General features: G+C 44.3%; 11 protein-coding genes. 7 read left to right on the plus strand and 4 right to left on the minus strand.

What is annotated here, in order from left to right; all coding sequences use genetic code 11:
* Positions 1-123: 123 nt before the first annotated feature.
* Positions 124-1,251, minus strand: coding sequence for an LPS export ABC transporter periplasmic protein LptC (gene lptC / locus PSE7429_RS14905; RefSeq protein WP_009628074.1), 1,128 nt, complete (start codon positions 1,249-1,251; stop codon positions 124-126).
* Positions 1,252-1,333: 82 nt separating this feature from the next.
* Positions 1,334-2,407: a tRNA dihydrouridine synthase DusB gene (gene dusB, locus PSE7429_RS14910; protein WP_009628075.1), complete on the minus strand. Its 1,074-nt coding sequence runs from the start codon at positions 2,405-2,407 to the stop codon at positions 1,334-1,336.
* 285 nt (positions 2,408-2,692) lie between these two features.
* Here dusB and PSE7429_RS14915 point away from each other — a divergent pair, with 285 nt between their 5' ends.
* Positions 2,693-3,598, plus strand: coding sequence for a phosphoribulokinase (locus PSE7429_RS14915; RefSeq protein WP_009628076.1), 906 nt, complete (start codon positions 2,693-2,695; stop codon positions 3,596-3,598).
* A gap of 93 nt (positions 3,599-3,691) precedes the next feature.
* Here PSE7429_RS14915 and PSE7429_RS14920 read toward each other — a convergent pair whose 3' ends face one another.
* On the minus strand, positions 3,692-4,828 hold the full coding sequence (locus PSE7429_RS14920; protein WP_009628077.1) for a glycosyltransferase family 4 protein: 1,137 nt from the start codon (positions 4,826-4,828) through the stop codon (positions 3,692-3,694).
* A gap of 130 nt (positions 4,829-4,958) precedes the next feature.
* Here PSE7429_RS14920 and PSE7429_RS14925 point away from each other — a divergent pair, with 130 nt between their 5' ends.
* The 6 genes from PSE7429_RS14925 (at position 4,959) to PSE7429_RS14950 (ending at position 14,310) form a co-directional block, all read left to right on the plus strand.
* Positions 4,959-5,396, plus strand: a complete 438-nt coding sequence (locus PSE7429_RS14925) for a thioredoxin domain-containing protein (RefSeq protein WP_009628078.1) — start codon at positions 4,959-4,961, stop codon at positions 5,394-5,396.
* Between the two features lie 308 nt (positions 5,397-5,704).
* Entirely contained in the window at positions 5,705-8,419 is a 2,715-nt protein-coding gene (gene topA / locus PSE7429_RS14930; RefSeq protein WP_009628079.1) for a type I DNA topoisomerase, read from the plus strand.
* Between the two features lie 304 nt (positions 8,420-8,723).
* Positions 8,724-9,017, plus strand: coding sequence for a hypothetical protein (locus tag PSE7429_RS14935; RefSeq protein WP_040688899.1), 294 nt, complete (start codon positions 8,724-8,726; stop codon positions 9,015-9,017).
* 141 nt (positions 9,018-9,158) lie between these two features.
* Positions 9,159-10,412 (plus strand): BaiN/RdsA family NAD(P)/FAD-dependent oxidoreductase, encoded by a 1,254-nt coding sequence (locus PSE7429_RS14940; RefSeq protein WP_009628081.1) that lies wholly within the window; start codon positions 9,159-9,161, stop codon positions 10,410-10,412.
* An 11-nt stretch (positions 10,413-10,423) separates the two neighbouring features.
* Positions 10,424-13,555, plus strand: a complete 3,132-nt coding sequence (locus PSE7429_RS14945) for an alpha-mannosidase (protein ID WP_009628082.1) — start codon at positions 10,424-10,426, stop codon at positions 13,553-13,555.
* A 23-nt stretch (positions 13,556-13,578) separates the two neighbouring features.
* On the plus strand, positions 13,579-14,310 hold the full coding sequence (locus PSE7429_RS14950) for a phospholipase D-like domain-containing protein (RefSeq protein ID WP_009628083.1): 732 nt from the start codon (positions 13,579-13,581) through the stop codon (positions 14,308-14,310).
* A 1-nt stretch (position 14,311) separates the two neighbouring features.
* On the opposite strand, the gene PSE7429_RS24515 is transcribed toward PSE7429_RS14950, so the two are convergent.
* A partial coding sequence (locus PSE7429_RS24515) for an IS1 family transposase (RefSeq protein WP_144052523.1) occupies positions 14,312-14,462 on the minus strand: 151 nt, incomplete at its 5' end.

A 14,462-nucleotide genomic window follows, 5' to 3' on the forward strand; every position in this document is an offset into this window, starting at 1 on the left:
GAGAAAGGGTTTGCTTTTTAATTCATTGAAGTGTTGGATCACTTCAGTGAATTGGTATAAAACTAATCAAATCCCCAGAGACAAGTGGCGGCGCTTCGCGCCGCCACTTGTCTCTGGGACAACTCAAGGATTTAAGGTGGAGATGACATTAGTACCTGTAACCGTGACCGTTTGCGATTCGAGATTTGCTACGGCGCGATCGCCTCTGACATTAAGACTCTTATCGGGTTGTTGATAGGAAATATTGCCATCCGCCGTAATTGTTTTGGTGGGAATTAACCATTCCACTTTATCGGCATTAACCACACCCTGAGTAGAACTGAAGCTTGCCAATACTTGCCCTGTGAGGTTGATTTGTTCTTTTTCGATGCGGGCTTCTCCCTTATCGGCTTTAACGGTGATACCACGGCTCTTACTCCCTCCCGTAAAGGGAACGGGGAGGGTTACTAGTTTTTTCTCCAGATTCCAAACGGCTTGGGATGCTTCAAGATAAACATCTAGTTTGGGATCCTTCGCTTTGATATCACCATTAAAAGTAACTTCTTTTTTCTGAATGTTCCAATCACCCCGATTGGCATTTAACTGCATTTTATCCTTGATTTGGATTACAGAAAGAGGAACCTCCGTATATACGCGATCGCGCTTCGCATCCCAAGTAACTTTCTCACTCTTCATTTCTAAGGGAGGTTCGACAGCGGTAACGATGACTTGTTTCTCTAAGCTATAGACATTTGTACTGGGTTTCGCCGTTAATTCTTTACCCGTCATTCTCAGTTTGTCTTCGGGCTTATCAATCTGAACATTGCCTGTTGCCTTGAGCAGATCTTCTGAAGATTTCCAGATCATCTGGTCGGCTTTCATATTGATTTTTTCTTGGATGACGATCGCCTTAATATTCCCAGCTAACGAAATAGCCTTACCCGCTTGATCGATCGTCCCTTTATCGCCCGTGGCTTCCATTAGCAATTCGCCATCCCGATAAAATTTTCCTTTCACATCCTCGACATCAGCGATTTTGCGATCCTCACGGTAGTTAGCCTGCTTGGAAGTGATTTCCCAAAGCAGCTTCCCATTGGCATCAAATTCAGTCAGGGTAATATTTTGGAGGCTAGAACCAGCAACTTGCGCCGACTTATTTAAGTTTGTAACTGAAGGGCGTAAAAATATAAACCACCCTAGTGCGAATAGGATTACTGTTGTCACAAAAATGATGATAAACAGGCGCAAGTTACGGCGGCTAAATAGTTGCATGATCCTTTTTGATAAAGTTACGAGATTTACGCCTTACTGGGTAGGGTGCAAATTTTAGTTACAGATATTTTAGTTACAGATATTATTGCTGCATAGCGATCATTTCTGCCATATCTTCAGGGGCGATCGCTTGAAAAACATCCCGATTGTCCGACAATTGGGCGATCGCCCGATCGAGGCAATCTAAGCCATCCTGTAATGACTCGATCCGACAGAGACGCTCCCGCAATGCTGCTGCTCCCGCAAATCCCTTAGCATACCAAGTCATATGTTTGCGCGATTGGCGGATACCTCGCATCCCTTTGTAGTCCCACAGTCCTTGTAAATGTTCCTTAGCCACTTCTAAGCAGGCGATCGCGGATGGCTTTGGTAAATATTCACCTGTCTTTAAAAAGTGATCGACTTCGCCCACTAAAAACGGATAGCCCAAAGTTCCCCGCGAACACATGACCCCATCGGCTCCAGTGGCTTCTAAACAGGCGATCGCCGCTTCAACGGAAAAAATATCACCATTGGCAATTACGGGAATTGTCAATACTTCTTTGACTTTCCGAATCCATTCCCATTTTGCTTGCCCCGTATAGCCCTGCGATCGCGTTCTGGCATGAATGGTGATCATTTTTGCCCCTGCATCCTCCATCCGCTTCGCAAAGTCTAGGATCGTAATTTCGGCATCATCCCAGCCGAGGCGAGTTTTGACAGTGACGGGAATATCCACAGCCGCAACTACCGATCGCACAATCTGGGCGGCAAGTTCAGGCTGCCGCAATAGTGACGATCCTCCACCCTTCTTGGTGATTTTATTAACGGGACAGCCCATATTAATGTCTACGGTATCTGCCCCCTCTAAAACTGCCTTCTGAGCTGCCTCCGCAAGAAATTCAGGACGACAATCAAAAAGCTGAATGCTGATCGGCGTTTCATGGCGATCGATCTCCATCAGTTTGGGCAAAGCCTTCATATGGTGTAGATCCGTCGCGCTGATCATTTCGGTATAGAGCATCGAATCGGCTGCATAGCGGCGTACCAAGCGCCGAAACACCAAATCCGTCACCCCTGACAATGGTGATTGCAATACGCGACTTTGGAGAGTAACGTTGCCAATAGTTAAAGGTTGGGTGAATTTTTGCGGTAATTTCGATAGCCCAGAGTGCATGACTGTAAACTTTGCCCTAAATTTTGCTTTCTTGGGCGCTATATACAAAGGTATAGTAGTTTTAATATTTTTTGTGAATCTTGGTCTTCTAGCGATCGCACTCACGTTATACCAATTCACGAAAGTGTGACAACACTTTTGTGAATTAAAAACCAAACCTAGTAAGGGTTTGAAAAATTAAAAATAGCGTAGCCATTTTTAATTTTGGTATTAGTACAAAATATATCGATCTGATATCGATCTGAATCGATCTGAATAAATAAAATAAAATTAAGGAGAAAAAATTTGTCTAAAAAACATCCAGTTATTTCGGTAACAGGTTCGTCGGGAGCTGGAACTAGCACCGTCAAACGAGCATTTGAACATATTTTCTTGATGGAAAATATCAAGGCAGCGATCGTCGAAGGCGATAGCTATCACAAATATAACCGTCTAGAAATGCGTGAGGTAATGAAGCAAGCTACGGCTGAAGGACGCAACATGAGTCACTTCGGTTTAGATGCTAACGTATTAGATAAACTAGAAGCCCTCTTCAAAGAATATGGAGAGACAGGTAACGGTCAAAGACGCTACTACCTCCACAGTACGGAAGAAGCGGATTACCACAATGGTCGTCTGGGCACTGAGGCAAAACCTGGGGAATTCACACCTTGGGAAAGCATCGAAGCTGGTACAGACATGCTTTTTTACGAAGGTTTGCATGGTGGTATCGTTGCCAAAGATATTGACGTTGCTCAGCATGTTGATCTGTTAGTGGGTGTAGTTCCCATTGTAAATTTGGAATGGATTCAAAAAATTCATCGCGATAATGCCGAACGTGGTTATAGTGCCGAAGCGATCGTCGATACAATTTTGCGTCGGATGCCTGACTATGTAAATTACATTGCGCCTCAGTTCTCCAGAACTCATATCAACTTCCAACGGGTTCCAACTGTTGACACTTCCAATCCTTTCATCTGCCGTGATATTCCTACTCTTGATGAAAGCTTCGTCATCATTCACACCAATCGGTGCTTCCGTGAGAAGTTTAGTATTGACTTCCCCTATCTGCTTGATATGATCCATGATTCCTTTATGTCGCGCCATACGACTCTGGTTGTTCCTGGTGGCAAGATGGGCTTTGCGATGGAATTGATTCTTCAACCATTGATTGACTCAATGTTAGTTGAATCGAAAAAGCTCCAATCATAATCAAACATAATCAAAAAGTTTCAGTAGTTCAGCTTTAAAAAACGAAGAAGAGAAGGTTGGGGCAAGCCCCGATCTTCTCTTCTTCATTTTCTATTAGCGATCGCCCCAAACCCGATCCACAAACTCCCTAAACTCCCTTTGAAAACGTTCCGTTGAAAAACGCAGGGCATTGTCGCGACAGTCCTTCGGCAAGATGCGATCGCCATTCTTTTCAAACTCTATTACCGCCGCGCGGATACTTGCTGCTGTCTGCTCGGCAAAAAATATCCCCGTAGGGCGATCGCTATCTAAACCTCGCACGGATTCTCGCACCCCACCGCGTCCATAGGCAATTACTGGTGTACCGCAAGCCTGTGCCTCTACGGGCGTAATTCCAAAGTCCTCCTCGGCAGCAAATACAAAAGCTTTCGCATTTTGCATGTAGGAACATAATTCCTCTGGCTCACGATGACCGAGAAATTGAATGTTAACGCTCGCTTTGGCGCGTATTTTTGCCATTTGCTCGCCGTCTCCAATCACGATCAGTTGGCGATCGCGCATTTGTGAAAAGGCTTCCACAATTAAATCAATACGTTTGTAGGGAACCAAACGCGAAGCAGTGAGATAAAATTCCTGTTTTTGTTCCCATAGCGCATAGCTCTGTAAATCTACAGGGGGATAGATGACCTTGGCCGATCGCCGATAAGCCTTTTGAATTCTACGGGCAATAAATTCAGAATTAGCAATAAATAGATCGACTCCATTGGCTGTGCGGGTATCCCAAATCCGCATTTGATGTAAAATCCAGCGAGCAATCCAACTCTTGATCCCCCGTTCCAAATTTGATTCTTTGAGGTATTGATGTTGGAAATCCCATGCATAACGAATCGGTGAATGCACGTAGGAAATATGCAACTGGTGCGGTCCAGTCAGCACGCCTTTGGCGACAGCATGGGAACTCGAAATCACCAAGTCGTAGGCGGACAAGTCAAGTTGCTCGATCGCTAAGGGCATGAGGGGCAAATATTGCCGAAACTTAGTCTTGGCAAAGGGCAAATTTTGAATGAAGGTCGTCGTAACTTTTTTGTTTTGAATAAAATCCCGTTTAGAATCCTCCAAAAAATCCACCACCGCAAAGAGATCGGCCTTGGGAAACAAATTTAAAATTTGCTCGACGACACGCTCCGACCCTGCGTAGTTCGCAAACCATTCATGGACGATCGCAATGCGGAGATTTTCTATTGTGGACATATGTGGACATAGTTATTTTGTTGGATTCTCGCTTTGCAAGGCTAGGCTTAAATTCTATAGCTTTCTACAGTCTTGCCATATCATCTTGAGTTTTTGTGGGTAAAATAGCAACGTTGAACTCACCAGATTTATGAAGTTTCCTCTTGCCTCTACGACCTTAGCTTCTGTGGGCATTGCGATCGCTAGCATCGCAGGAATTTCGGCTCTGTCCCTGTCTCCCCAGCTAACCCCCATCGCCATCGCCCAGCAGGCTGGCGAGCCAGTGACCACCACATCGAGTCCCGACGCGATCGATCTAGCCCAGCATTTACGCAAAATAGGTGCAAAGTTATATACAGCCTTTTGGTGTCCCCATTGTCACAATCAAAAAGAGCGTTTTGGCAAAGAAGCAGTAGACCAGTTAGAGGTAATTGAATGTGACGAACGCGGAGTCAATCCCCAGACTCAGCTTTGTATAGACAAAAGAATTAGAGGCTATCCCACTTGGGAAATTAATGGCAAGCTATATCCTGGCGATCGCTCTTTGAAAGGACTTGCAGAAATCTCCAAATACCGTAGCCAATTCTAAATACTCAGAGAGTACCGCCCGCTACGCGGGCGGTACTCTCTTCTGCCGCTAAGAGCTTACCCTCACGCGATCGCAAAAAACGATCGGCTTGCGCGATCGCGCTTTACATGCATTAATTGAGACCAATGCATCAAATTGCTAAATTTGCAACTAGTAGTTTCGGGCACCTTGTTAGTGTAGTTACCGTCCTACGGAAAATTAGTAATTTTCTGCATAAACATTGTATATAGGTTAAGAAGGCATTTCATAAATCATCGATTTGCCTTCTAGATTGTCTTTTTTGATTACCGCAAACCTTGCAGGCTAATATGTCTACTCTTGTCATTGTCGAATCGCCCACTAAAGCCCGCACCATTCGGAACTTTCTGCCTACTGGATATCGAGTAGAGGCATCGATGGGGCATGTGCGCGATTTGCCACAATCAGCGAGCGACATTCCTGAGGAGCTAAAGAAAACTGAATGGGCAAAGCTTGGTGTGAATGTGGATGCCGACTTTGAGCCACTGTACATCGTGCCAGACGATAAGAAAAAAATTGTCCGCGAACTCAAGGCTGCCCTCAAGGGAGCTAAAGAAGTGATTCTAGCGACTGACGAAGACCGCGAAGGGGAAAGTATTTCTTGGCACTTGTTGCAAATCTTGCAGCCCAAAGTGCCCATTAAGCGCATGGTTTTCCACGAGATTACGGCTGAAGCCATTAAAAGTGCCTTAAAAAATTGTCGCCAGATTGACGATCGCCTTGTCCATGCCCAAGAAACTCGTCGCATTCTCGATCGCCTTGTCGGTTATACCCTCTCGCCTTTGCTTTGGAAAAAAATTAAATGGGGGTTGTCGGCGGGACGAGTGCAGTCCGTTGCTGTACGACTGATTGTGAATCGCGAGCGCGAACGTCGAGCCTTTAAGTCGGGTAGTTTTTGGGACTTGAAGGCAAATCTCTATGCTCCCAAACAGGATTTTCCCGTGCAGTTAGTTGCCGTTGGCGGTAAAAATGTGGCGACGGGCAAAGACTTTGATGAGGCGACGGGCAAAATTGCCAAGGGTCGCAAGGTTTTGCTACTGGATGAAGCAGGGGCGATCGCGTTAAAAAATCGACTCAATGGCAAAGTATGGTCGGTGAGCAATCTCGATGAACGTCCTGCTACTCGCAAGCCATCACCACCCTTCACCACTTCAACCCTTCAGCAAGAAGCCAACCGCAAACTACGCCTATCGGCAAGGGATTCGATGCGTGTGGCGCAAGCGCTTTACGAGCAAGGCTTTATTACCTATATGCGGACTGACTCGGTGCATTTATCGCAACAGGCGATCGCCGCCGCGCGACAATGCGTTACTACTATGTATGGCAGTAACTTCCTCAGCAAAGAGCCACGCCAGTATGTGACCAAATCCAAAGGTGCGCAGGAAGCCCATGAAGCCATTCGTCCCGCAGGTGAAACTTTCCGTACTCCCCAAGAAACTGGACTTTCGGGACGGGAGTTTGCCCTCTACGACCTGATCTGGAAACGTACCGTTGCCTCCCAAATGGCCGATGCTCAGTTGACGATGCTCAGTGTGCAATTGACCGTGGAGGATGCTTTATTCCGCGCTTCGGGTAAACGTATTGATTTTGCAGGATTTTTCCGCGCCTATGTGGAGGGTTCTGACGATCCCGATGCGGCTCTTGAAGAAAAAGAAGTGATGCTACCGCCCCTCAAAGTTGGCGATCATCCCGTCTGCCAAGAGTTAAATACGGTCGGTCATGAGACCCAGCCCCCTGCGCGCTATACCGAAGCAGCCCTCGTTAAAATGCTCGAAAGTGAGGGGATCGGTCGTCCTAGTACCTATGCCAGCATTATCGGCACGATCTGCGATCGCGGCTATGTCGAGCTGGTCAATAATGCTCTCATCCCCACTTTTACCGCCTTTGCGGTTACCAGTCTTCTAGAAGAGCATTTCCCCAATCTCGTCGATCCTAGTTTTACTTCAAAAATGGAACAAACTCTCGATGATATTTCCACAGGGAGCGTGGAATGGCTACCCTATCTCAAGAAGTTCTATTCTGGTGAACAGGGCTTAAGTGGACAGGTAAAATCTCGCGATAGTCTGATCGATGGTGAATCGGCAAGGACAGTGCGCCTTGAGGGTTTAGATGATGATGTCAAGGTCAAAATCGGTAAGTTTGGTGCTTATATCCAAGTTGGTGATGGCGATCGCACGGTTAATTCGTCAATTCCGCAAAACTTCACCCCTTCCGATCTCGTTCCCGACAAGATCGAATTACTCCTCAAACAGAAACTTGAAGGTCCCGATCAAGTAGGAATTCATCCCGAATCGAACGAGCCGATCTTTATGATGATGGGGCAATATGGTCCCTACGTGCAGTTAGGGCAAGCTACGGATGCAGTGCCTAAACCCAAACGTGCTTCTCTACCCAAGGGAATGCAGCCCGAACAAGTTACCCTCGATCTTGCCGTAAAACTGCTAGCCTTACCCCGTACCTTAGGCGCACATCCTGACACTGGCAATCGCGTATTTGTCAATACGGGCAGATTTGGTCCCTATGTCTGTCATACCAAAGGCAATGGCGATAAGGACGATAACCGATCGCTCAAGTCCACCGATGATCCCTATACGATTACCTTTGAACGCGCCTTAGAGTTGCTATCGCAACCAAAAACTCTACGTGGAGCCGCAGCCGCTAAGGTATTGAAGACGCTGGGCAAGCATCCCAGTGATGATGAAGCGATCGAGATTCTTGACGGCAAGTATGGTCCCTATGTCAAACATGGCAAGGTGAATGTGTCGCTAACTAAGGAGCAATCGGTGGAATCTCTAACCCTCGAAGCTGCCCTATCAATGTTGGCAAGCAAATCTGGTAAAACCACCAGTAAGCGGACTAAGACAGCTTCTAGCGAAACCAAAAAAACTACCACCAAAAAGACCACCACCAAATCTACGGCAACTAAGGCAACTACCACAAAAAACGCCGCGACAGCAACCAAAAAGAAAACCACCACAACTAGAGCCGCTGCAACCAAAAAATAAGATACCAAAGTTCAAAATGGCTACGCCATTTTGAACTTTGAAAACCCTTACTGGGTTTGGTTTTTATAGCTATAGTCAGTAATGTTAGGACAAAAAACAAACCCAATAGAGAGTTGCGGCGCTTCGCGCCGCAACTCTCTATTGAGTTTGATGTCCTCTATACTTAGTGGCTTAACTCACACAAATAGTCCCATGTAGTCTCATGTAGTTCCATATAATTCCATATAATTCCATGTATATATTGTCATTGATTGCTTTCTCTCGGTACATTTTTATAGGTACATTTTTATTAATCGTTAGTGGCGTGAGCGGTGTTACTATTGCCCATGCAGAAGGAAATACACCTGCTAGTCAAGAACCTGTTAAGCAAGAACCTGTTAAGCCAGCAAACGAGTATCCGCAGGAAGTGGTTAGGACTTTTATGAAAGGTTGCGGATTTACCAATAGTAAAGAGTTTTGCACTTGCAGTTTAGATAAGTTGCGATCGCAATATACCTTCGCTGAATTCCTCAAAATCGATACGGCAGCTAGAGAAACTAAACAAGTGCCCAAAGAGGTAGTCGATATTTTTCAATCCTGCCGCTCCAAGGTTAGTTAAAAATTTAATTTAAGCAAGTAAGTAGCTAGGCATAAGTAAACTTAAAACCTAGAAGAGCATACCGCCCACGTAGCGGGCGGTATGCTCTCTGGTTTTGACTTAATCCCAAAAATAATCCCAAAAATAATCCAAACAAACAACATGGCAATTACAGAAGTTATAGTTATCGGGGGTGGAGCGGCAGGATTTTTTAGTGCGATCCATGCGGCGCAGGCTGCCCACACTCAAGTTATTCTCCTCGAAGCAGGACGGCAGCCTTTAGCAAAGGTAAGAATCTCTGGTGGTGGTCGTTGCAATGTTACACACCACTGCTTTGAGCCTTCGCAATTAGTGCAGAATTATCCCAGAGGTGGAAAAGCCCTAAGAGGAGCATTTTCGCGCTTTCAGCCCCTTGATGTGGTGCGATGGTTCAATGGAGAAGGAGTCAAGCTCAAAACTGAATCTGATGGCAGAATGTTTCCCATTACCGATGATTCGGAAACGATTGTTGAGGCGCTCATTTTTGCCGCCAAAAAGGCTGGAGTTTTCCTGCGTAATAACGTTTTAGTACAGAAGATCGAGCGATTCGGAAGCAGTAAATTTGAAGTCATCCTCAAGAATGGCGAAACTCTAGTTTGCGATCGCCTATTATTAGCCACTGGTAGCAGCCCCTCTGGCTACGCGATCGCGCGATCGTTAGGACATGAACTAGAGTCTCCCGTTCCTTCCCTCTTTACATTTAATATCAAAGATCCCAAATTACATGAATTAGCAGGAGTAAGCGTAAACCCTGCCCAAGTGAAACTTTTAATTCCTTCTTTAAGCACTGATAAGAAAAAATCCGTTCGCAATCAATTAGAACAATCGGGGGCTTTACTAATCACCCATTGGGGCGTGAGCGGTCCAGCCGTATTAAAATTATCAGCTTGGGCTGCAAGAGAGTTGCACGACTGCAAATATCAAGCAAAGTTAGCTATTAATTGGCTTCACAAACTCAAAGCAGAAGAGGTAAAACAAATTCTTTTGAATGCAAAAACGGAACAGCCGAAAAAGTTTATTTCTAACTATTGTCCTGTTGATGTCTCTCTAAGACTATGGGAATATTTACTCGACAAAGCTGAAGTGGCATTGGAAAAGCGTTGGGCTGATATTTCCCATAAGTCCATTCAACAAATTGCGAATGTACTTACAGCAAGCGAATATGCGATCGCAGGTAAAGGAGCCTTTAAGGAAGAGTTTGTTACCTGCGGCGGTATTCGCCTACAAGATGTCAATTTTCAGACCATGGAAAGTAAGATCTGTCAAGGCTTGTTTTTTGCAGGAGAGATTCTCGATATTGATGGTGTGACGGGGGGCTTTAATTTTCAAAATGCTTGGACTACCGCTTGGATTGCATCTCAAGGAATCATCGCTTAGGAGTTAGGAAAATGATTGATTTAGCAGAAAATTTGATGGAAAATCTGATAGGAAATCTGACGGAAATTATAGGGGCTTTAAAATTGCGATCGCATTTATCGATCCTCAATAATTGGCAAAGACAGAATGCAAAAGGAATTTGGGAAGATGTAGCAACTGTTAATTCTAAACAGAATAAACCGATGTTATCTTTTTTACAAAGAGAAGAGAACATTCATTTAAGGCAGATTTGGCAGGTTCCCGAAACCCATCCAGCAATGATGGGAGCAACTATACGCCTCAGCTTGATTTGGTGGGCAGATATTTGCGAAATATGGATTAACGGTCATAAAATCCAAGAAGGCGATTTGTTCGATCAGAAATGTCGAATTTTATTAACCGATGGGGCAAAGCCAAACCATGAGTTTATTTTGGAAATAAAGATGAATAGTCCCAAGCATGACATTGGGGCTTTACAACTTTCGGAATTGATTTTTGAATATCCCCATAAACCTTGCGATCCCGAACAGTTTGCCACTGAACTAGAGATTCTCCAAACCTATATTCCCATTTTCGCCAAACAGAAAATTGATTTGCAGCCCCTAGAAATAACGGCAAATAGATTAAGAGATTTGTTATTTGTCTCCAAAACGATTACCGATGATAATTTTCATGACACTTTTAATCATAATTTTAATCATAATTTTAATCATAATTTCGACGATAAATTCGACGATAAATTCTTTGAGCAACTAGCAGATATTCGCAAACCGCTTTTACAGTACGGAGAATTCCTGAAACAACGCCAAATTTATATACTGGGCAATTCTCACATCGATGTGGCTTGGTTATGGGCGATCGCAGAAACTAAAAAGGCGATGCAGCGTACATTTACCTCAGCACTCAATTTGCAGGCGCGTTATCCAGAACTGATCTTCAATCAGAGTACCGCCCTATCCTATCAATGGATGGAGCAAGAATATCCCGAACTCTTCGCTCGCATCCAAACTGCTGTGACCGCAGGCAAATGGGAACTCATAGGCGGGATGTGGGTGGAACCAGATGGTAATTTGCCCAGCGGCGAATCATTGATTCGTCAGATTCTCTACGGTCAGGAATACTTTCGCAAGAAGTTTAATCGTACAGTCAAAATCGCGTGGTTACCTGACACCTTTGGCTTTCATTGGCAAATGCCCCAAATCCTATTAAAAAGTGGTTTTGAAGCATTTGTTACTCAAAAGTTATTATGGAACGATACCAACAAATTTCCACATCAAATTTTCTGGTGGGAGGGCGTAGATGGCAGTCGAATTTTTACTTACTTTAGTAATGAGATTGGTCAAGGATTAGAACCTGTAGCGATCGCTAAATATCTTGCCAATCAAGAAGTCAAGCATAATATACGCGAAACGGTATGGCTTTATGGTGTAGGCGATCATGGGGGAGGACCAACGGCTGATATGCTCGATATGAGTCGAAAGTGGGCGGATGCACCCATGTTTTTTGAGATGCAGTCGGGAACTCTAGAAAGTTTTCTGTTGGAGCTGAAGGCAAAAAATGTAGATTTACCCATTTGGCAAGATGAGCTTTATTTAGAATTTCATCGGGGAACTTTCACGACTAAAGCCGAGCAGAAACGGCAAAATCGGCAAGTAGAAGTACTTTTAGGTAATGTTGAAAAATACAGAGCGATCGCTTGTTTGAGCGAAAATATTCCCTACCCACAAGCCGAATTAGAATCAGCATGGCAGGGGCTGTTACTCAATCAATTTCATGACATTTTGCCAGGAACATCGATTCCCGAAGTTTTTGTCGATGCCGATCTCACTTGGGCGGAGGTCAGGGAAAGCTGTGCGCGCCTTCTTGATTCCAAAATTTCAGAAAATACTAATCTACAGGCATGGAACTTCTTGAATTGGGAGCGATCGCAACTAATTAGAAAGCAAGATAATTCCCTATGTTGGTTGGCGAATATTCCTAGTTTTGGTTTTGTGGAAGTCGATGCTACGGGGCTTACCGAGACCGAAAATCCGTTAAGCATTAACTCCGACAGTGAGAAAATTTATCTAGAGAATAAATACCTGCAAGTGGAAATATCGCGAAAAACTGGCGCGATCGCTCAAATCTACGATCAGCGATCGCAGCAATTTATATTGCGATCGGCGAGTGAGTTGCAGTTTTTTGAAGACAAAGGACAATATTGGGATGCTTGGAATATTGATCCCGCTTATGAGAGTAAAAGCATGGAGACAGCTACTCTGGAATCGATTGAAGTTATCGAAAATGGTAGCTTATGCATCTCATTACGCATCGTTCGTAACTTCCGTAATTCCAAATTCCTCCAAGAAATCCAGTTAACCGCCTTTGAGGCTTTTGTTACCGTAAAGAATCGGGTTGATTGGCAAGAGGAACAAACTTTAGTCAAGGTTGCCTTTCCCGTCCTTTGGCGATCACCTCACGTCACCTACGAAATCCCTATGGGAGCGATCAAACGCAGTACCTTAGGAGAAACGGTTGAGGCTAAAGCCAAATGGGAAGTACCTGCTCAATATTGGGCGGATATTGCCGACGAACAGGTGGGGCTAGCAGTTCTTAATGATTGCAAATATGGCTATGATGCTAAATCCGACTGTTTGAGATTGACCTTGTTGCGTAGTCCAAACTGGCCATCGCCCAATAGCGATCGCGGGCTTCATGAATTTACCTATCGGTTAGTTCCCCATCAAGGCAGTTGGCGCGATGCCAAAATTGTTCGACTCGCGCAAGAGTTAAATAATCCCATTGTTTTACACCATAAGGCTTTTCACAAGGCCTTCTCCTCAAATGTCTCGATACAACAAAGCTTTTTACAAGTCGCTGCACCAAATATTGTTCTCTCAGCCTTTAAGCGATCGCAGGATCGTTCGGGCTGGATTATGCGTTTTTATGAAGCCCACGGTCAGGCAACGGAAGCGGATATGGAAATCCTATCTAATCTATTGCCCATCGAACATATTTGGGAATGCGATCTTATGGAAACCAAAGGTCAACTTCTTTCTCTAAATGAAGATAAGGCTAATTTCTGGAAAGTCGCCTTTCAACCCTACGAAATCAAGACTCTATATATAGCCGTTACCAATTGTGAAATCCAAAAAATGGCTACGCCATTTTTTGGATTGATATAATAGTTATTAGAAGAGCAAAAATTGTGCTAAGCGATCTAAATCTTCAAAGTGAGTACCGTAGCGATCGCTGTGATCTAGTTCAAGATTTCTACATTCCTTGTTTAGAGAATTCTATTCTCTATAGTCGAGCGGTAGGATTCTTTTCTAGCACCTCAATGGCGACAATGGCAAAAGGTTTAATGTCATTGCTGCATTCTGGCGGAAAGATGCGCTTGATCGCCTCACCCTGTCTATCAGAACAAGATGCTGAGGCAATCGCTTTAGGGCTGAAACAAAGAGAAGCAGTAATTACTCAAAGCATCCTAAGAGAACTAGATCAAGAATTTGAAGAGATTCTCCAAGATCGTCTGGCTTGTCTGGCATGGCTTGTAAGCAAAAACATATTAGAAATCAAGCTGGCAGTTTGTAAAGACATTCGCAATTATAGAGGAATCTATCATGAGAAATTAGGGATTTTCTCTGATGAAGTTGGTAATCTTGTTGCCTTTACAGGTTCAGCTAATGAGAGTTCTAATGCGTTGATTGATAATTTTGAATGTATTGATGTGTTTTGCTCTTGGGAATCAGGTGTGAGAGAACGGACGCTCAGTAAGGCGGAAAACTTTCGACGGTTATGGGAAAATCAAACTCCACTACTGGACATTCTGGATTTTCCTGAAGCGGCTAAGCGATCGCTATTACGTTTGCGTCCTCACAAATTTTCTATGGATGAAATTACCAAAAGAACGGCGGGGCGTTGCACAAATGAAAGATGAATCAAGCAAAGGTAGTAAATGATTTGTACTTAAGATAGTGAATTAACAAACGAATTGAATACCTCAACATTTCTTCCGATTTTGAATAACATAAAGTTTTTCTGTGTAATCTGGCTAAATAATGTCTAAGTCTTGTGTTTTCACCCTCAACT

It is taken from the genome of Pseudanabaena biceps PCC 7429 (assembly GCF_000332215.1).
GTDB classification, from domain to species: domain Bacteria; phylum Cyanobacteriota; class Cyanobacteriia; order Pseudanabaenales; family Pseudanabaenaceae; genus Pseudanabaena; species Pseudanabaena biceps.

Excerpts from the sequence above, each read along its gene's own strand:
- lptC (WP_009628074.1), bottom strand. The coding sequence starts at position 1,251 with ATGCAACTATTTAGCCGCCGTAACTTGCGCCTGTTTATCATCATTTTT.
- dusB (WP_009628075.1), bottom strand. The coding sequence starts at position 2,407 with ATGCACTCTGGGCTATCGAAATTACCGCAAAAATTCACCCAACCTTTA.
- PSE7429_RS14920 (WP_009628077.1), bottom strand. The coding sequence starts at position 4,828 with ATGTCCACAATAGAAAATCTCCGCATTGCGATCGTCCATGAATGGTTT.
- PSE7429_RS14925 (WP_009628078.1), top strand. The coding sequence starts at position 4,959 with ATGAAGTTTCCTCTTGCCTCTACGACCTTAGCTTCTGTGGGCATTGCG.
- topA (WP_009628079.1), top strand. The coding sequence starts at position 5,705 with ATGTCTACTCTTGTCATTGTCGAATCGCCCACTAAAGCCCGCACCATT.
- PSE7429_RS14940 (WP_009628081.1), top strand. The coding sequence starts at position 9,159 with ATGGCAATTACAGAAGTTATAGTTATCGGGGGTGGAGCGGCAGGATTT.
- PSE7429_RS14945 (WP_009628082.1), top strand. The coding sequence starts at position 10,424 with ATGATTGATTTAGCAGAAAATTTGATGGAAAATCTGATAGGAAATCTG.